Here is a 17,855-nt window from a genome sequence, read left to right on the forward strand (position 1 = left end):
TATCTCATAGGGAGATGTCATGGCACAAGGCTTGAAGTACGACAACGACTATCTTGTCGGCGGCCCCGCGCGTGCCGCCGTCACCCCCAACTTCCGACTCGCCGAATACACCCGCCCCGACGGCAGCATCCGGGTTCACCGGGAACTGGTCGGCGCCGTCCAGATGCTGCGCAACGCACTCAAACGCAGCGTCGATATCGCCTCCCTGCTGCCCGAAGGCGGCTTGGGCCGCGGGCGGGACGGGCGCTTCGTGTGGGTTGAGGCAGGCGACCCCGCCGAGGTCGCCGCTGCCGCCACCCGACTGGCGCGCGATGGCTGGTTCGAGCGCATCGAAATCAAGGGGCCGCGGGTGTATCTCGAAATGCCCGACCCCGCGCAGCTCCCGCCGCTGGTGGCCGAAAACGCGCTCGAGCGCGCCATCCAGGTGACCGCGGCGTTCGAGACCTCGGGCGACCCCTATCTGCAGGTGACCGGCAATTTCGACGGCGCCGGGCTGTCCTTCGGCCCCATCCAGGTCAACTTCGGCACCGGCACGCTGCAAGAGATGTTCCGCCGCTACCGGGCGCGCGACGAAGCCGCCCTCAAACGCTGCTTCGGCGAGTTGTGGACCGAATGGCTGCAGGTGCTCGCCCTGCCCTCGCGCAGCCGCCAGGTGGCATGGGCCGACGGCCTCAGCCGCGGCCGCAACAAGGCCGACTTCGACCCCGCCTGGAAGGCCGCGCTGCAAGCCGTGGGCAACACCCCCGCCTTCCGCGAAGAAACCCTGCGCTATGCCTACGATGTGTACGGCCGCAAGCTGATCGCCGCGCTGTCATGGCTCAATGGCGTGTGCCCCATCCCCATCGGCAACTTCCGCTGCCTCGCCGCGCTTTATGATCTGTGCGTGCAACAAGGCAGCCTCAATAAGGCCCACGACGCTATCCGCCGCCGCGTTGTCACCGAAAACCCGACCGACGAATTCCAGCTCACCCGCATCGCGGTCGAAGAGCGCGGCCGCAAGGCCAACTCGGCTTGGCGCGCCGACTGCATCAGCCGCCGCCTGTGCATCCTCGAGCGCGAGCCGGTCGAAGTCACCGAGTCGGGCCGCAGCGCCCAGCGCGACAACCCCAACCTGTATCTGCTGCGCAATGTGCCGGTGAAGCAGATGGAGCGGTATTTGTTATAGCCGGGTATCAGCGAAGCACTCGCTGATTGCCAGAAAGCCGACGGTCCGCAACGCCGCATGGCGTCGGCTTTCTTTACAGACCGCATGCCACAGCATCGGCGCCACCCAAGCCAACCCATTGTTCTGTTAAAAGAATGTGGTACGCATCGGCATTGGCGCAAGACTTGCTTTTGACTACCCAGACCCACTGCCGACGGCCTCGCCAGCACCACTGCCGAAAAGCCCCGTCCTCACGATTCTGGAGCCAAACGCATGACACAGCTTTCTCGTATCGCCCTGACCACCGCCCTGACACTCGCCGCCGCTGGCGCGCAGGCCGCCCCGACCTTCTGGACCGACTGGACCGGCGGCGATCTGGACCAAGGCCCTGGCTTCCAGGCCCAGGGCACCATCACCACCGGCACCGCCACGGTCGGCGTCACCTACACCAACGCCAATGGCATCGGCTTCTATCAGCCCACGGGCGGCATCGACTATTGGCAGAACCAGGGCGGCGGCCGGAACGATGCCATCTCGCCGTACACCAGCGCAGCAGTCGACAACAGCCCGACCGGCTCCGACATCATTGCGCTGCGCTACGCTGGCACGCAGACGCTGCAGTTCTCCGAGGCCATCGCCAATCCGGTGTTCGGCTTTGTCAGCCTCAACGGCAACGGCTACGCCTTCAATCAGGATTTCGTCATCATCAGCGCTGGCGGTGCCGACGGCAATGCCTGCGGCTACTGGGGTTGCGGCACGTCGTACAAAAACATCGTCGACCTGGGCGGCGGCAATTTCGAATATCAGCTGCTGGGCACCGGCGAGCCGCACGGCACCCTGCGCTTCACCGGCGCCTTTGACACGGTCAGCTGGCGCAGCCTGAGCAACGAATACTGGAACGGTTTCACCGTCGGCATCCAGGGCACCGCGGTGGAAATCTTCCCCGAGCAGCCCGGCGGCACGGTTCCCGAGCCAGCGACCCTGGCGCTGCTTGGCCTCAGCCTGCTCGGTCTGGGCGCTACCCGCCGCCGTCGCTGAACACACCCGCGCCCCATGCAGAACGGCGACCTCGGTCGCCGTTCTTGCTTTCAGCGGCGGCCATTCGCCGCCATCACACCGAGATCAATCACGCCGATCCTTCGCGCCCCGCTCGCGATCCTCATCATCGCGGTCGGCGCGCTTGCGCTCGGTCTTCATGACTTCGCCGGAATGCGGATCGACATACAGCTCGACGCGCTGTCCCTCGGCGTTGGTCGCCTTCACTTCATAGCGATCGCGCTCACGCTCGACCGACCGGATGTCGCGGTAACCGGCCGCGGTGAGTGTGTCGTGGATTTGCGGGATGCCGAGCCACGGCGCCTCTGACATGGGCGCGCTGGCGGGCGCATTCTGCGCAAAGGCGGGCACCAGGGCAGCACCGCCGGCAACGAGTCCGGCAGCCATGGCGAGGGAGGCAAACAGGGTACGGGTTTTCATGGTGGTTCTCCTTTGGGTTCGTCTCGATCGTCTGTTCGACCGTGAAGCCATTCTGGAACCCACCCGCTGAACCAAGGCTGAAGCGCGCGTTCACCCGGCATTCATGCGTTTCGCGCAGCCCAGCGGTATCTAAAACGGCTGTCGCCGCTGTGTTGTCTACTCAGCCACTGCCGAATCACGGCCGGTGCAGCGCTTCGAGCGCTGACGACACCTCTGGCTGGTTCAGCAGCAGGTGGGCCAGGCGCTCGCGTTGCGCGGGGTCGAGCATCGCACGCTCCGTGAGCAGTTGCTCGATCATCAATCGCTGCTGCGCCTGTTGCAGCAGGGCAATCTGGGCGCGTTCAGCTTCGATCGCCACAGGATCAACGGTCTCGGAGAATATGCGCCGGATCAACGCCATGCGATGAGTTTCGAGCCGAGCCGAGGCGGCGCCAAACTGCGCCAGAAACGGCGCTTCCGCGGCGTGCCAGCGCGCCCGCTGATCCGCGTTCAGCGACAGATAGTCCGGCAGCACCGGCGCCGATGGCTCACGCAGGGCATCGAGCGCAATGGCGGCCACCACGCCGAGGTTGAGCAGGACGGACAGCAGCAAGGCAAAGCGCAGGGCAGTTCGTTTCATCGGGACACTCTCGCAAGCAAACAGGCTTCGGGACGGGGGCATAGATTGCCGGGCGGAACGGCATCGAAAACCGACATCGCCAGCACCACCGGCGAGGTCGCTTCACGCCCGACATCATCGGACACCAGACTCATGCCGAGGCGCAATCCGAGGACCAGCGCGGCGGCGGCACCAGCCAATGCCACCAACGACGACCACCCACCCCACAGGCGACGGCGCGGAGCGGGTCGCGACGGCAGGCGCGTCTCGATCCGCGCGCCCAGATCGAAGCCGAGCGGCGTCGGCGGCAAGACATGAAAATCCTCGCTCAGCTGTCGCATCTCGTTCAAGCGCAGGCCACAGGCGGGGCAGCACGCCACATGCGCGCGGGCCTCGCGTTCGGCGGTCGTCGTCAAAGCACCATCGACCAAGGCCGACAGCGTCTCCAGATCAAGGCAGGTTTCAGTCATCGGCATCTCCGGCGAACGGGCGATAACGCGCCAGCAAGGCCGCGCGCGCACGGGCAAGGCGCGATTTCACCGTCCCCTCGCTCAGCCCCAGCGTCGCGCCAAGCTCGGCATACGACAAATCTTCGATCTCGCGCAGCAGCAAGATCTCGCGATGCTCTGGCGCGATCTGGGCGAGCGCGTCGATAAGGCGTCCCTGGCGCTGGCGCCCCGCATAGTGCTCGTCGGGCCCCGGCGCGGTATCGGCGACCTCCGCCTGGGCCTCGAGCGCCGTAAAGCCGACACGCTCACGGCGACGCAATACATCGAGCGCGGCATTGCGCGCGATCTGCAGCAGCCAGGTCGACAGGCGCGCCTCGGGGCGCCAGCCCGGCAAGGCCGTCCAGGCCTTGAGGAAGACATCCTGGGTCAGCTCCATGGCTTCTTCACGCACGCCGATCATCCGCAACACAAAGCCGAACACGCGGTCCTGATAACGACGCACCAGCGCCGCAAAGGCGCCGGTGTCGCCAGCACGGGCACGCGCGATCTCGGCGGCCTCGCGCAATGCATCCTCATCTCGCATGCCCAGCGCGCGTCGCGACTCAGTGCCCGGTCGCCACCGGGGCCCAGCCCGGATGATCGAAATGACGGCCATAGGCATCGAGCGCCGTCACCAGCCGGATCACACCGGCCCGCTGATCAGTCTCCGCCGGGGCGGCACGGAGCGCGTCGGCCGCCTGACTCAACTCGGCGATCACGCCATGGAGCACGGCGTCCGCGTCGGGCGGCAGCTTGCAATGCGCAACAATGCCGGCCACCTCCTGTTCCACCGCCTCGACGAGCGCGCCATACTGCGCAGCCGACGCTTGCCCAGCGTGGACCGCGGGCAGGGTCAGCTCGAGACGAGCACGGATATGCTGCATGCCCTCGCGCAACGGGGCATCGGTCTGCCATTTGCTGCCGGCGTTAAGGGTCAGGGCGGGCGGGCTGGCGTCGTGATGGTGCTCGCCACTCGCCGCCACGGCCCCGCCCATGGTGAAGGCGGCCAACGCGCTCAGTACGCAGGCAAGATGGGTCAAAGTACGTGTTGTCATGATCTCGAGTCCTTTTCTATCAATGATTAAACAGACCACTCAACAGTGTTTCATCGACCGTTGAGCGGCTCTGATCACTGAAACGAACGACGTCGGAGAATGTTCCCACACGCAGCCCGACCCGGTAACTACACCGCCTCGGCCATCTCCATCGTGGGGTAGTCGATATAGCCCTCGGGGCCCGAGGTGTAGAAGGTCGCCGGATTTGGCGTGTTGAGTTCAGCCCCGGCCGCGATTCTTTCAGGCAAGTCCGGATTGGCCAGGAAACCGGTGCCAAAGGCGACGGCATCGAGCGTGCCGGCGGCGACGGCGGCCGCCGCTTCGTCCGGGGTATAACCCATGTTGCCGATGAGCACGCCTTTGTAGTGCTCGCGCACCGGCGTCACCACGTCGCCGTGCTGCTTGCCGAAGAAGTCGCCGCGCATCAGGTGCAGGTAGGCCAGATCGTAGTCGTTCAGGCGCTTCGCCAACCAGGTGATGAGGCCAACCGGATCGCTGTCGATCATGTCGTTGTAGCTGTTGAGCGGCGACAGGCGCAGGCCGACACGATCGCTGCCCCACACGCCGATCACGGCGTCGAGGACGTCGAGCAACAGGCGCGCGCGATTTTCGATCGGGCCACCGTAGGCACCGCTGCGCGTATTGACCCCGTCGCGCAGGAATTGATCAAGCAGATAGCCATTGGCGCCATGCACTTCCACCGCATCAAAACCCGCCGCTTTGGCGTTGGCCGCCGCCTGGGCGAAGCCGGCGACGATGGCCGGCAGCTCGTCATCGGCCAGCACGCGCGGCACGGTGTAGGGCTGCTTGCCCTGCGGGGTGTGCACTTCGTCGTTGGCAATCGCCACGGCGCTGGACGACACCGGCTGGCGGCCGTCATTGAGCAGCGGGTGGGCCGCACGACCGGCATGCCAGAGCTGCAGCGCGATGCGGCCGCCGGCGGCGTGCACCGCATCGGTCACCTGCCGCCAGCCGGCGATCTGCGCCTCGGAATAAATGCCCGGCTCTTTCCAGAACGCCGAGGTGCCTGCCATGGCCATGGTGGCCTCGGCAATGAGCAGGCCGGCGCTGGCGCGCTGGGCGTAGTGGGTGGCCATCAAGGCGCCCGGCACATGCTCGGCCTCGGCACGGGTGCGCGTCAGCGGCGCCATCAAGATGCGGTTCGGCAGCGTCAGCGCGCCCGCCTGAAGGGGAGAAAACAGCGTGGTCATGGATCGTGTCCTTGTTCGAATTTCTGAGCGGAAAAACAACCTGGACAGAGTGTGAGGGTGCTGGTAACAAATATCAACCAGTGGTATTTTAGTAACCTACTCGCCGCATTGAACCCGGAGCCCCGCATGAACGCCCCCGCCACCGAAGTCGAAACCAAGAAAGCCGGTTGCAATGAACCCTGCCCCATCGAGCGCGGCATGCGCGTGCTCGGCGGCAAATGGACCGGCTCCGTGCTGTGGCATCTCAAGGACGGCCCGGTGCGCTTCAACGACCTCGCCCGCCAGCTCGGCGGCGCCAGCAAGAAGATGGTGGATCAACGCCTGAAGGAACTCGAGGCGCAAGGCCTGGTGCGCCGCGAGGTGCTCAGCACCCGGCCCATCGCCGTGGCCTACGAGATGACCGACATGGGCCACAGCGCGCTGGGCGTGCTGGAACACCTCAAGGCGTGGACCGACGCGCACGGCATCTGATTTGCGCAAAAGAAAGCCCGCCGGGGCGGGCTCAAGGTGCAGCGGGGGTGTTCTCGTGTGCGGTGACGACGCTCAGCGCAGCAGCACCAGCGCCCAGATGACGGCGGCGTTAACCAGCGCCACAAACACCGCGGCACTGCCGATGTCCTTGGCGCGCTTGGCGAGTGAGTGGCTGTCGAGCGAGACACGGTCGACGGTGGCTTCGACCGCCGAATTGAGCAGCTCGACCACCAGCACGAACATCACGCTGGCGATCAGCATGGCGCGCTCGATGCCGCTTACATCGAACCACATCGCGAGCGGGATGAGCACGGCGGCGAGCAGCACTTCCTGCCGAAACGCGTCTTCGACACGAAAGGCAGTGGCCAGGCCGTTCATTGAATAACCAAAGGCGTTGATCAACCGGCGCAGGCCGGTTTTACCCTTGAACGGGCTTTCCATGCAGATCTCCGGGAATGCTGCGGGTGTCGGGGGCGGCGAGTTGTCGGTAAAGCGTGGCCAGCCGCGCGGCCATGGCGGTGTCGGACCACTCGGCGGCATGCGTGCGGGCGGCAGCAGCGAGCGTGGTCTTGCGGCCGGGGTCGGCGAGCAGATCGATGATCGCCTGCGCGAAGGGCTCGGCCTCGGCCGGTGGCGTACGGGCGGCGGCGCAGTTGGCGACCACGTCGCGCACCCCCATCTCGGCCAGACACACCACCGGCACGCCGGCGGCCATGGCCTCGAGCAGCACCAGGCCCTGGGTTTCGGTCTTGGAGCCGAACACAAAGGCGTCGGCCGCCGCGTAGCAATCGGGCAGCTCGTCTTCGCGCGACAGGTAGCCGACAAAGGCCACGCAGTCGGTCAGGCCGCGACTTTTGACCGCCTCGCGCAGCGGTGCATTGGCCGGCCCATCGCCGGCGAGCAAGATGCGCGCATTCGATTGCTTGTGCCGCAGCTGCTCGGCCACGTCGAGCAAAAAATTCAGGTTTTTCTCGAAGGCCAGACGCCCCACATACAAGGCCAGCGGGCGCTCGGCGCTGAAGCCGAAGCGCGCCCGGAAGCGCGCCCCGTTGCCCTTGGCGTAGTGCGCCACTGGAATGCCGGTGGGCAGAATATGAATCGGCTGGCGCACACCGTAGTCCCGCAGGCGCTCGGCCATCGCCGACGAGGGCGCAATCACCGCATCGACCGCGTTGCACTGCTGGCGCGAGAGGCGACGAGCCAGCGCGCGCAGGGCCGACCGGGGCAGCCAGGGCGCATAGTGGTGCAGGTAGTCTTCAAACAGGGTGTGATAGGTCACCACCGTCGGCAACCCGGTCTTGCGACGCAAGCGGCTACCCAGGTAGTGCGCCAGAAACGGGGTCTGGATATGGATAGCATCGTAGTCACCCAGCGGCAGCGCATCGACCGCCCGGCAGGCGTCGCGCCAGCGCATGATGCGGTCTTCCGGGTCACCCGGCACAGGGCGGCCGGCAATGCGCAGAATGTCGGCCTCGGCAGGGGTGTCGCCGCCGTAGTTCGGCGCGAGCAGCGTGGACGTCACCCCGTGGGCCGGCAACTGTCGACGGAAGGTTTCGATCGACGTCGACACCCCATTGATGCGCGGAAAATACACATCACTCAACATCAGGACACGCATTCGGCATCCTCCTTGTGTGGCTGCAGCTCCGGCGCGGGGCGCGCCATGCTCGCATCCCAGCGCACCACCCGCAGCGCGCCGCTGTCGTCTTCGACCAGGGCCGAGCACGAATCCACCCAGTCACCGCAGTTGGCGTACATCGTGCCGTCAAAATCCTTGATCGTGGGCCAGTGAATATGCCCGCAGACCACACCATCGAGCCCGCGGTCGCGCACATGGTGGATGACCGAATCCTCGAAATCGAAGACGAAATCGATCGCCTTCTTGACCTTCTGCTTGGCGTAGCCGGCCAGCGACCAGTAGCCGCTGATGCCCAGCAAACGCCGCGCACGCGATAACCAGATGTTGATCCGCACCAGCGTGTTGTAGGCCATGTCGCCGAGTACCGCGACCCAGCGATGGTGACGCGTGACCTGGTCGAAAGCGTCACCGTGGATGATCAGCAGGCGGCGCCCGTCGGCCGTGGTGTGAATCGCCTCTTCGCGCAGTTCGACACCGCCAAAGGCCGTGCCGCAGTAGTCGCGCAGCGCCTCGTCATGGTTGCCTGGGATGAACACCACCTGCGTGCCGTGGCGTGCCATGCGCAGCAGTTTTTGCACCACGGTGTTCTGCTCGGCCGTCCAGTGAATGCTGCGCGACATGGCCCAGAAGTCGATGATGTCGCCCACCAGATACAGCCGCTCGCAGGGGTGGTGACGGAGGAAATCGAGCAGACGATCGGCCTGACAAGCCCGCGTGCCCAGGTGAATATCGGAGAGGAAGACAGTTTTCCAGCGCATTGCCGCGCAGTGTGTGCAGGCGGCGTGTCAGCTTCGTGACAAACGGGTTGCGCTCTGATGACGCACCAAAAAATCAAACGCGTCAGTCAGGCGCACCCGACCAAACCTCTGCGTCAAAGACGGCTGCGTTCGGCAATTGGCTCGAGGCATCACGGGGCAGATGCCCCTGCCCCTGCCCGCTGCCTCAAGCGTCGAACGCGGTTTGTTCGCCGACCGTCGGGCACCCACACGCCGTGTGATGATCCTCAGTGGCCGTGCGCTGGCGAGCGGGCAGGCAGAGGCGGAACCGTGTTCCGCGCCCGGGGTGACTCTCAACCTCGAGACAACCACCATGGCGCTTGGCAATGCCATAGGAAACCGACAGGCCAAGCCCTGTCCCTTGGCCGACCGGTTTGGTGGTGAAGAAGGGGTCGAAGATTTTCGTCAGGTGTTCGGCGGCAATGCCGCAGCCGGTATCGGCCACGTCAATCCACACCCACTCACCGTCGGCCCCCGACGAGAGCGTGATGGTTCCGCCGCCCTCACAGGCCTGGGCCGCATTCATCAACAAGTTCATGAACACCTGGTTGATCTGGCACGGCAGACACTCAACCTCGGGCAGCTCGCCAAACGCCTTGACGATCTGCGCCCGATCCTTGATCTCTCCCCAGACGATGTTGAGCGTACTGTCGAGTCCATGATGCAAGTCGGCGAGCTGCCACCTGTCATCGCCCGCCAGCGAAAAATCACGCATGTCCTGCACGATCCGGTGAACACGCACCGCACCGTCGATCGACTCAGCGATCAGGCTTGCAATGTCTTCGCGTAGATAGTCGATATCAATCGCCTGCCGGACGGCCTCGACCTCGGCCAGAGCGGCCGGGTCGGGCTCACGCCGAGCGGTGTAGCGCTCATACACCGCGATCAACCGGAGCAGATCTGCCGCGTAAGTTTGCAATGTCGACAGATTCGAATTAACGAAGCCGATGGGATTGTTGATCTCATGCGCCAGCCCGGCGGCCAGTTGCCCGATTGAGGCCAATTGCTCCGACTGCAGAAGCTGGTTCTGAGCACTCTCCAGTTTCTGGATAAGGGCGCGCTGCTCGTCCTTTTCCTTCTCCAGAGCGGCCTGTACGCGCTTTCGCTCCTCGATCTCCTGCGTCATTTTCAAGCGCGCTGCCACCAGAGACTGGTTGATCTCGCGGTTTTCGACAACGGCCGCTTCGAGTTCGGCGGTCCGTGCTCGCACCTGGTTTTCGAGGATCACGTTCGTTTGGAACTGCACAAAATCAGAGCGCTGACCATTCGCCTCGCGCTCTATCCGGTTCATCAGTGCCTGGATGATTTTTTGCTGCCGAACGATCTCATCCTGCGCGCTACGTTCAGTCGCCACCTTGGGGCCGCCTGTGTTCTCAGGCATCGTCCACCTCCAGCGATCGGCCAATCGCAATCCCGGTCAGTGTCTGGTTAACATGCACACCGCCATACTGCTCGCCGTAGGTGCTGAAGCCCACGCAGTTGTTGCGAACCAGCAGATCGGCCACGGCATCGCGCTGCTGGCCGGCGTCCATTTCAAGGCGACGTAGAATGCAGTCACAACTGAACACAAAGTCGGGCGGCCCGATCTGCGCCCGGACACTAGCCAGCGCCCGCGACAGATCAGACACCATGTCCTGCCCCCGGGCGACCCGCAAGACCAACCCTTCCTCAATGGCACAGTAAAAGGTGAGACTGCCGTCCGCATTCACTTTCTGAATCGACCGGACATAATCCGTGCCGTCGATCATCACCACCACCGGGTGGGCAGCAAATTGCGCCGGCCCCAGGCTCTCGCACGCCACGCCAACCAGCCGTGCATACTCTTGCGCAGCCGGCAACCCGTTGATTTCATGAACAATGCGGCGACTGGCGTCCGCCTCGGTCACCACAAAGCGCTCGTCCTCAGTCGCAAAATGCTGTGTTTTGAACGCCAGGACCGGAAGCTCGGTACCAATCAGCGCAAGCACCGCGCAGTCGGCATGAAACGCGCCTTCGTGATAGACCCACGTGTGACTGAACTCCAGATCATCCCCCGCCGACCCCCCAATGACCGGAAGACGCCCCAGCGCCGATTGCACCGCGTGCGACACCATCTCCTCTCGCACCGAGAGTCCGTCGATCAACTGCAATCCAAAACAATGGGCCGGCGCATTGCCGGATGGACTCAGCCCCTTGAGTCGGGCCAACAGCTCACTGGCAAAACGCTGGCCGGCCGGCATCTCGAACTGCTGCAAACCGTCGAGGCGACCCACTACGGCGCTGAACGCGCTGCGACAAAAGCTCGCCCCCGACAGGCTGTGCCGGCAATACCCAGCGGGCCCGATTTCACCTGCCGTGGTGCAGCCGATCACCGTCACCCCATCGAACAGTCGCGCCAACTCATCGGCCAGTGCGTCCAGATCGTACAAGGTGGAACAAAAGAACACGACCAGCGAACAGTCGCGCTGCGCAACCGCATCATGGAACGCCCGCGCCGCCAGGCGAGCATCCTGAAGCAAGGAATGACCGAGTCGAATACCTTGTTGAACCGCCATGTCATGCCCACCAAAGACACGCCAGAAATACGTTGCCCAATGCCGCCGACCCAGTATCCGCAGCCGCCCGCGGCAAGAAGCGCCTTCATGTATCTACGACCGCCGGCCAGCAGACTGTAGGGCGCGTTGAACCAGGAAGCCGTAGTTAGACGCGCCCGAGTGTGCGCTTGGCGGGCGGTCTGGCAAGGCGCGACGACACGCAGCCTGCACGCGGCAAGGAGGAGCAACGCAGCAAGGCAGCCCGCCAAGCGCACAATCGGACGCGTAGCGCTATCACCCGCCGGGTGATCGGCCTCGAAGCCGAACAGGTTCGCATGTTCAATACCTGGCTCATGGGCACAAGCGGTCAGCTGCGGTTTCCAGGTTGAACGCCGCACGACAATGCCGCCTCCGCCACGGCGTCATCTGACGCGCCAGAACGACGTAAAATGCACGCATTTTCGAGAGGAAAGCCAATGGAACTGACAAATTTCGACGATTTCCTGCGCGTGGCAAGTCAACAAATCGAGCCACAACGCCTGCTGTTCGTGTTTGCCGCCGCACAGCTCCCCGACGAGCACACCGAGGAAGAAGCCGAGCGGTTTGCCCAAGGCCAGGGCGGCACACTGTCGCCCATCATGTATGTCGACAAGGCGCTGCATGAAGTCCCCAGCTTTGAGGCCCTGCTAAATGAATCCCGCCAGATGGGGCGTGAATGGCAGATCGTGTTTGTCGGTGCGCTCGACGGTCACAACGGCGTGATGCTCAGCACCGAGCAGGCCGGGCAACCGCTGGAGCTGATGGTCAAGCACATCGAGAACGGCGAGGTTCAGCGCTTCCTGGCCTTCGACGCGCAAGGCCAGACGGTCAGCTTCGTCTGAGCCCGCGCATTGGCGCGATGGCCCGGCCGCGTCACAGCACTTCGCTTCGCACCGTAATGTCAGGGCCATTGCGCACCGTCTGAAGCACCACGCAGCTATGCTCGGCGGCCTTCATCAGCCGCGCGATCACGCCGGGCGAGGGGGTTTCGCTTGGCGACAGGCGGGCGCACAGCGCAATCTTCTGAAAGCCCACCGGCACGGCGCGATCGACAAGCAAGGTGCCGCGCACATCCACCTCGGCGTCGACCTGCACTTCCAGCGCGTCGAACGCGATGCCGAAGCGATTGGCGAGAATGCTCCGGGAAATTCGAGGCCGCATCGAAGTAGCCAGCGCAGTCCGGCCTGGGCCCGCAGGGGGCCTCCGAAATTCATCGATTGATCGGCCGCCGGACATCAGCCGCCCTTACTGGCCTGGGCTTTAGCCGAGACGCTAACCGCTGACCTGCCGTCGGCGTACGCCCATCCCAAGGACACACTATCTTCGACAGACGGCAACCATCTGCCAGGAACCGCCGGATGAAGCCAGCCGCGCAATAGGCAGCAATGCAGCGCAAGGCGATGAAGCATTTTGGCGACAGAAAAATTTTCACTTGAGAGATTTCATGAAGCCGTCTCTCATTTGAAGACATTCCATTCGCAATGACATGCCTGGCGGGGAATTTAGAAGCAAGAACACGGCGCGCTTTCGGTCCATCACCGAAGACTGAATCCCGCGACACTGCTCGATCTGCCGCAGTCGAAACGACCACGGCAGGACTTTATCGGTCAGTTTTCCTTAATTTTCTTCTCCACCTGACTACGACGCCACTTCGCCGGCGGTACGCCATATTCTCGACTGAAGGCGCGGCTAAATGCGGTATCAGTTTGGTACCCTACTTCCTCGGCAATCCGGATCAGTGGCGCGCTACTACCTGCTAGAAGGTTGGCAGCCATAAGCATCCGCCACTGTGTCAAATACTGCATCGGTGCGATGCCGACAATCAGCTGAAACCTTTCAGCAAGCACCGATCGCGATGTCCCTACCTGGCTCGCCAGATCCTCGAGAGTCCATGCGTGTGCGGGGCTCTTGTGCAGCGCGCCCAATGCCGCTCCAACGATGCGATCACTCAAACCGGCCAGCCAGCCTGTGGTTCCAAGCGTCGGCTCGTTCATGTAGATACGCAGAACTTCAATGAAAAACACTTCGGATAATTTGGCCAAAACGCCCATACCACCCGGGCGTGGCGACCGGGCCTCGCTCAATGCATAACGCAATGATGTTTCCAGCCAAACGCCGGCATTCGAGCCGCGAACATGGACTTTGACGATGGAAGGCAAGCCTGCCATGAGCATGCGGGCCAGACGCGCATCGCAAGCCATATACCCGCACACCAGGCGTGTCACTGCGCCGCCCCCACCGTAGCTCAATTTACGAGGACGCCTTGACAACACAACGTCTAATTTCGCGCCGGTGGCTGCAGGTACACCTGGCGCGGAGGCCATGCGATGCGCATCGCCTTGAGGAAAAACCACCGCATCACCAGCAACGAGGTGCACAGGTGGCTGCCCAGCCATCTCTACATAGCATTCTCCTTCGGTAATCATGTGGAAAATTACCACTCGCTCGGCACCAGGCTCTAGCAATGGCGCGGCATAGTCAGCATGCGGAGACTGATAGCACCAAGGTGCTGTGAATCGTCCGTTGATAAAGATAGCGCCCATCAGACGCACAACTCTCAAAGTTTCAGACAGGGCATCCATTGTCACGACGCGACGGTGACATGCAGGGAAAACGGCGTTGCTGTCAGGAGTGCACTCGGGACGGGGGAGTGACTAAGGCAACTCTCAACCAAAGTTTTCAAGGCCGCCGGAGTTGATCCGTTCGCAGCGACTGTGACACGCAACTCAACATCGAAGGGGCCTGCAGAAACCGGCGCTCCATTGGACTCAGACATTCCAAGAAGACCTCTAGCATCTGAGCGGCTGCCGACATCGACCTCAATCTTCGTAAGTACGATTCCTTCACATGCGGCGGCCATCACGATTGAAGTTGTCGCACATGACGCGATACCGGCACGAAACAACCAGCCCGGCGAAACCTGGTCGCCGCTACCACCGAGTTCCGCCGGCATGTCAGTTGCCACCTCAATGCCATTGGCGTTTCGGATAAGCACCCTTGTTCCGGCTACCCATCTGGCGCTTGCCGGAGCATCGTCGCTGATACCAACCTTGGGGCGTCGCTGAAAAGCAGCCTTCGCGCGGCATATCGCTGCCTCGATGTCTTGAAGTCCCATTTTCTAATCCCTTGGTTGGTTTCAACAGATCACATTCTGGGCGCTTTGAGCAGCTTCCAGCAATGCCTTGTGCTGACCAGAACTGCACGCAGGATGATCAAACAGTAAATCCGGACGTTGAGGCAACGGTCGCGAGGATTCACTGCCAATTCAGGACGGTCAGTCAATTCGTCGCGACGCCTAGACAGGACGAGTCGTCATTCATTGAGGCACCGTCTAAACGTTACAACTCAGGAGATATCACCGTGCAAATTTCAACTCATTTCAATGCCGTTGAGCAGATGCAAGCATCTGCATGGGCAAGCGGCGTCGCCCCCAGTGAATACATTGAGATAGTGCTCACAGGGACTAAACCGTGAAAACGATCGTCCAAAATGCCCAGGAGCCGCTGCGCAAACAGTTCAAGGAGGCACCGGCTTTGGCCATGGTGACCGACCACGCGCGCACTTGTGGCACTAATCCCGCAGATCCTTTCCACACCTTGGTGGAACCTATGGATGGATGCGGCGTTTGCGTTCCTGTTGGTGTTCATCGAGCCGTCGGTGGCCTTCATGATGCCCCCACACCCGGTGACATGCTGTGCGCTGCGCTGGCGGCGTGTCAGGACTCCGCTGTCAGAATGGTGGCCAATCGTTTAGGGATCGAAATCATCCACCTGGAAGTTCGTGTGACTGCGCAAGTCGATGTGCGAGGCGCCTTGGGCATGGACACGGCTGTGCCGGTGGGCTTTCAGTCCATGACTTGTGACATCCATCTGAGTGTGCAGGAGAGCACGCCCCCCAAGTTGCTAGTTGCCCTGCATGCGGCGGCCCAAAGGTGCTGCGTGGTGCAGCAAACCCTGCACCAACCGCCGCCAGTGACGACCCGGTTTAGAACCTTTTCACCTAGCGCCGTTGAAAGCAATGAAATCTCAGTTGCATCGAAGCAATAGTTTCAATAGCAGGTTTGATATTTCAGTGCTGAACGTTGGGCTTCGCTGCGCTCAACCCAACCTACATGGAGCCGTGGCGCACTTACGACGGACGGCTCGGCGTCGATAGCGGTCCGTCACGCCCTTTCCCCGATTACCCACCATTCACACCTTGAACACGATGGCGAGCGTGAGTGATGCCAGACCAACGTCCGCCATGCGTGTTTCGGCAGCCACAAGCACTACCGGGCGAGTGGTGAGCTACTGCGATGCCTCGTGGAGGCATCACTCCGCCAGCAACGCGTCCCGAACGACTTGTCGCACGGCTTTCGCAATCAACCAGCCGGGAATCGTGGCGGGCCCGGCATAGGAGTGGTGGGCACCACGCCCCGTGGTTGCGACCGTTACGGTGTCGGTGGAGGTGCCGGTGGCGAGTGCGCCGTCCGGGGTACGGATGGCCATGTCGATGAGTGTGGCGGTCTTGGCTTCGGTGGTGGTGATGATGGCGTTCACCATGGCGGCTCGGGTGAGTGCAGCGTCGACCAGCACGATGAGGTTGATGGTGCCGGGCGTGGCTTTGTACGGCGCTGAGATGCCGGCGCTGGTGGCATTGCCGATGCCGGCGGTGGCGAGCACACCGACGCGCACGCCGCTTTCTTCGACGAGGGCGAGTCGTGCCTTGTGCAGTGGCACCGCAGTGAGCAGACCGATGAAAGGGCCGGTGATGTCGCACTGCCTGGCGATGCGCTCAAGGTCTGATGCGGGGTCGTCGGAGCAATAGTCGACGGGCACATTCGCGTTGAGGATATGGCGTACCCGGCGAAATCCGCCGCCATGGAAAGACGACGAGAGTGTAGTCAGCAGCGCTTCGCTTTCGACATGAATCGCGCCAGGACTGTGTTTGATGCGGATGCCGGGAATCGGGGTTTCGATGCGCATGGGCGGGAGTTTAGTGCATGCGGCACGTCGGACCGGCGCGCCGGGTGCTTCCCCGCGCCATGCGTCGGCGATGCGTAGGCTGGGCTGACGAAGGAAGCCCAACACTCGGCCTTCCACGATTGCATAGCGACACCTTGGGCTTCGCTGCGCTCAACCCAACCTACATGACGCCATCGCGACGCTGATCGCGCTCAGGCCGTGCGCTGCCCGACGCCGAGCGCCGCGACTACAGCGATCATCAGCACCACGGCCGCGCCGGCTAGGGTCGCGCCGTACCAGCCCTGATCCATGAAGGCGCCGAAGAGCACTGGCGAGATGGCGAAGCCGACGTCGAGGCCGGAATACACCGTGCCGTAGACGCGGCCGGTGGCGCCTTTTGGGGCGGCCTTTTTGATCATCATGTCGCGGCTGGGGCCGCCGATGCCGACGGCGAAGCCGGTGGCGGCGAGCAGGGCCATGGTGCCTTGGCCGCCGAGCCAGCCGGTGGCGCAAACGAGTAGCAGCATGGCGCCGGCGGTCATCGCCCAGGCGACCACCCGGTCGCTGTGGCGGGTCTGGCCGGCGATGAAACCACCGACCAGCATGCCGAAGGCGCCGCACAGCATGTAGGCGCTGATAGTGAGCGTGGCGGCTTCAACGCTGACGCCGTGCACGGCTTCGAGAATGGAGGGCGCGAAGCTTTGCACCACGGCGAGCGTCATGGTGGACAGCAAAAAGAAGGCGAAGCACCACCAGATGACCGGCAGCTTGAGGTAGTCGAGATCAGAGCCTTTGGGGGCGTCGGGGTGGCGCACGGCCACCTCGGTGCGCAGTTTATCGCGCTGCCAGAACAACACCGCCAACACCACCGCGTACAGCGCGGCGGCCGACAGGTAGGCCGTGCGCCAGTCGGCCAGCGCGGTGATGCCAACCAGGAAGGCCGGCGCCAGCGCCCAGCCGAGGTTGCCGGTCAGGCCGTGGGCGCTGAAAGCGTGACCGAGCCGGCCGGTCGATACCTTCTGGTTGAGGATGGTGAAATCGGCAGGATGAAACGGCGCATTGCCCAAGCCCGCGAGCACGGCCACCAGCATCAAGCCGGTGTAACCCGTCGCCTGACTCGCCACCAGCGCCGCCACCAGAAACAGCGAGATCGCTGCGAACAGCACGGGTCGCGCACCGAAGCGGTCGACCACGAAACCCGCCAGCGCCTGCCCGGTGCCCGAGACCACGAAGAACAGGCTCATCAGCAGGCCAACATCCGAGAAGCTCAGGCCGAACTCGCGGATGAACACCGGAAACAACGGGGCGAGCAGCAGGTGCGAGAAGTGCGAGATGCCATGCGCCAGACCAACGAGGCCGATCACGGTGGCGTCCTGCTTCAGTGTGGGAATGGGCGCGACGGCCGCATCGAGCGTGGTGGTGTTCATGGGGCGATAGTACGTTCGAATCGCTGGGCACGAACAGGGCAAGGGCGAAAAAAGCCGCGCCGGCCAGCCGAACGG

21 protein-coding genes are annotated in these 17,855 nt (G+C 63.4%); 5 read left to right on the top strand and 16 right to left on the bottom strand.

Features of this window, described 5'->3' with window-relative positions; genetic code table 11:
* The first annotated feature begins 19 nt into the window (after nucleotides 1-19).
* Together FHP91_RS02240 and FHP91_RS02245 are read left to right on the top strand one after the other, a co-directional pair.
* Complete coding sequence (locus FHP91_RS02240) at nucleotides 20-1,165, top strand: hypothetical protein (RefSeq protein WP_144308050.1); 1,146 nt, start codon at nucleotides 20-22, stop codon at nucleotides 1,163-1,165.
* Between the two features lie 252 nt (nucleotides 1,166-1,417).
* Nucleotides 1,418-2,182 (top strand): PEP-CTERM sorting domain-containing protein, encoded by a 765-nt coding sequence (locus tag FHP91_RS02245; protein ID WP_144308051.1) that lies wholly within the window; start codon nucleotides 1,418-1,420, stop codon nucleotides 2,180-2,182.
* A gap of 84 nt (nucleotides 2,183-2,266) precedes the next feature.
* Here FHP91_RS02245 and FHP91_RS02250 read toward each other — a convergent pair whose 3' ends face one another.
* From FHP91_RS02250 to FHP91_RS02275, 6 genes are all read right to left on the bottom strand, one after another.
* Nucleotides 2,267-2,620, bottom strand: coding sequence for a PepSY domain-containing protein (locus tag FHP91_RS02250; protein WP_144308052.1), 354 nt, complete (start codon nucleotides 2,618-2,620; stop codon nucleotides 2,267-2,269).
* A gap of 175 nt (nucleotides 2,621-2,795) precedes the next feature.
* Nucleotides 2,796-3,239 carry a periplasmic heavy metal sensor gene (locus FHP91_RS02255; RefSeq protein ID WP_144308053.1) on the bottom strand — a complete coding sequence of 148 codons (444 nt, stop codon included), beginning with the start codon at nucleotides 3,237-3,239 and terminating at the stop codon, nucleotides 2,796-2,798.
* On the bottom strand, nucleotides 3,236-3,688 hold the full coding sequence (locus FHP91_RS02260) for an anti-sigma factor family protein (protein WP_186301418.1): 453 nt from the start codon (nucleotides 3,686-3,688) through the stop codon (nucleotides 3,236-3,238). Before FHP91_RS02260 ends, FHP91_RS02255 begins: the two co-directional genes overlap by 4 nt.
* Nucleotides 3,681-4,250: an RNA polymerase sigma factor gene (locus tag FHP91_RS02265; RefSeq protein ID WP_144308055.1), complete on the bottom strand. Its 570-nt coding sequence runs from the start codon at nucleotides 4,248-4,250 to the stop codon at nucleotides 3,681-3,683. Before FHP91_RS02265 ends, FHP91_RS02260 begins: the two co-directional genes overlap by 8 nt.
* Before the next feature lie 19 nt (nucleotides 4,251-4,269).
* On the bottom strand, nucleotides 4,270-4,761 hold the full coding sequence (locus FHP91_RS02270) for a hypothetical protein (RefSeq protein ID WP_144308056.1): 492 nt from the start codon (nucleotides 4,759-4,761) through the stop codon (nucleotides 4,270-4,272).
* A gap of 128 nt (nucleotides 4,762-4,889) precedes the next feature.
* The gene (locus tag FHP91_RS02275) at nucleotides 4,890-5,972 is read right to left on the bottom strand and encodes an alkene reductase (protein ID WP_144308057.1); all 1,083 of its coding nucleotides are present in this window, start codon (nucleotides 5,970-5,972) and stop codon (nucleotides 4,890-4,892) included.
* A 126-nt stretch (nucleotides 5,973-6,098) separates the two neighbouring features.
* Here FHP91_RS02275 and FHP91_RS02280 point away from each other — a divergent pair, with 126 nt between their 5' ends.
* Nucleotides 6,099-6,443: a winged helix-turn-helix transcriptional regulator gene (locus FHP91_RS02280; protein WP_144176196.1), complete on the top strand. Its 345-nt coding sequence runs from the start codon at nucleotides 6,099-6,101 to the stop codon at nucleotides 6,441-6,443.
* Between the two features lie 72 nt (nucleotides 6,444-6,515).
* Here the strand turns inward: FHP91_RS02280 and FHP91_RS02285 are convergent, their stop codons facing one another.
* From FHP91_RS02285 to nosP, 5 genes are all read right to left on the bottom strand, one after another.
* The gene (locus FHP91_RS02285; protein ID WP_144308058.1) at nucleotides 6,516-6,884 is read right to left on the bottom strand and encodes a diacylglycerol kinase; all 369 of its coding nucleotides are present in this window, start codon (nucleotides 6,882-6,884) and stop codon (nucleotides 6,516-6,518) included.
* Entirely contained in the window at nucleotides 6,862-8,061 is a 1,200-nt protein-coding gene (locus tag FHP91_RS02290; RefSeq protein ID WP_144308059.1) for a glycosyltransferase, read from the bottom strand. Before FHP91_RS02290 ends, FHP91_RS02285 begins: the two co-directional genes overlap by 23 nt.
* Nucleotides 8,049-8,840 (bottom strand): UDP-2,3-diacylglucosamine diphosphatase, encoded by a 792-nt coding sequence (locus FHP91_RS02295; RefSeq protein ID WP_144308060.1) that lies wholly within the window; start codon nucleotides 8,838-8,840, stop codon nucleotides 8,049-8,051. Before FHP91_RS02295 ends, FHP91_RS02290 begins: the two co-directional genes overlap by 13 nt.
* Before the next feature lie 184 nt (nucleotides 8,841-9,024).
* On the bottom strand, nucleotides 9,025-10,239 hold the full coding sequence (locus FHP91_RS02300) for an ATP-binding protein (protein WP_144308061.1): 1,215 nt from the start codon (nucleotides 10,237-10,239) through the stop codon (nucleotides 9,025-9,027).
* Nucleotides 10,232-11,392, bottom strand: coding sequence for a nitric oxide-sensing protein NosP (gene nosP / locus FHP91_RS02305; RefSeq protein WP_144308062.1), 1,161 nt, complete (start codon nucleotides 11,390-11,392; stop codon nucleotides 10,232-10,234). Before nosP ends, FHP91_RS02300 begins: the two co-directional genes overlap by 8 nt.
* A 455-nt stretch (nucleotides 11,393-11,847) precedes the next feature.
* On the opposite strand from nosP, the gene FHP91_RS02310 reads away from it, so the two are divergent.
* The gene (locus tag FHP91_RS02310; RefSeq protein WP_144308063.1) at nucleotides 11,848-12,252 is read left to right on the top strand and encodes a ribonucleotide reductase subunit alpha; all 405 of its coding nucleotides are present in this window, start codon (nucleotides 11,848-11,850) and stop codon (nucleotides 12,250-12,252) included.
* Between the two features lie 31 nt (nucleotides 12,253-12,283).
* On the opposite strand, the gene FHP91_RS02315 is transcribed toward FHP91_RS02310, so the two are convergent.
* The 3 genes from FHP91_RS02315 to FHP91_RS02325 all read right to left on the bottom strand — a co-directional run bounded on the left by FHP91_RS02315 (nucleotide 12,284) and on the right by FHP91_RS02325 (nucleotide 14,525).
* Nucleotides 12,284-12,571 carry an OsmC family protein gene (locus FHP91_RS02315; protein WP_186301419.1) on the bottom strand — a complete coding sequence of 96 codons (288 nt, stop codon included), beginning with the start codon at nucleotides 12,569-12,571 and terminating at the stop codon, nucleotides 12,284-12,286.
* A 446-nt stretch (nucleotides 12,572-13,017) separates the two neighbouring features.
* Complete coding sequence (locus FHP91_RS02320; RefSeq protein ID WP_144308065.1) at nucleotides 13,018-13,992, bottom strand: AraC family transcriptional regulator; 975 nt, start codon at nucleotides 13,990-13,992, stop codon at nucleotides 13,018-13,020.
* A gap of 2 nt (nucleotides 13,993-13,994) precedes the next feature.
* Nucleotides 13,995-14,525 carry an OsmC family protein gene (locus tag FHP91_RS02325; protein ID WP_144308066.1) on the bottom strand — a complete coding sequence of 177 codons (531 nt, stop codon included), beginning with the start codon at nucleotides 14,523-14,525 and terminating at the stop codon, nucleotides 13,995-13,997.
* Nucleotides 14,526-14,880: 355 nt separating this feature from the next.
* Here FHP91_RS02325 and FHP91_RS02330 point away from each other — a divergent pair, with 355 nt between their 5' ends.
* Nucleotides 14,881-15,456 (top strand): OsmC family protein, encoded by a 576-nt coding sequence (locus FHP91_RS02330; protein WP_144308067.1) that lies wholly within the window; start codon nucleotides 14,881-14,883, stop codon nucleotides 15,454-15,456.
* Between the two features lie 264 nt (nucleotides 15,457-15,720).
* On the opposite strand, the gene FHP91_RS02335 is transcribed toward FHP91_RS02330, so the two are convergent.
* Together FHP91_RS02335 and FHP91_RS02340 are read right to left on the bottom strand one after the other, a co-directional pair.
* Nucleotides 15,721-16,374, bottom strand: coding sequence for an adenosylcobinamide amidohydrolase (locus FHP91_RS02335; RefSeq protein WP_144308068.1), 654 nt, complete (start codon nucleotides 16,372-16,374; stop codon nucleotides 15,721-15,723).
* A gap of 191 nt (nucleotides 16,375-16,565) precedes the next feature.
* The gene (locus FHP91_RS02340; protein WP_144308069.1) at nucleotides 16,566-17,780 is read right to left on the bottom strand and encodes an MFS transporter; all 1,215 of its coding nucleotides are present in this window, start codon (nucleotides 17,778-17,780) and stop codon (nucleotides 16,566-16,568) included.
* Between the last annotated feature and the right edge of the window lie 75 nt (nucleotides 17,781-17,855).

Source organism: Denitromonas halophila (assembly GCF_007625155.1).
Lineage (GTDB): Bacteria > Pseudomonadota > Gammaproteobacteria > Burkholderiales > Rhodocyclaceae > Nitrogeniibacter > Nitrogeniibacter halophilus.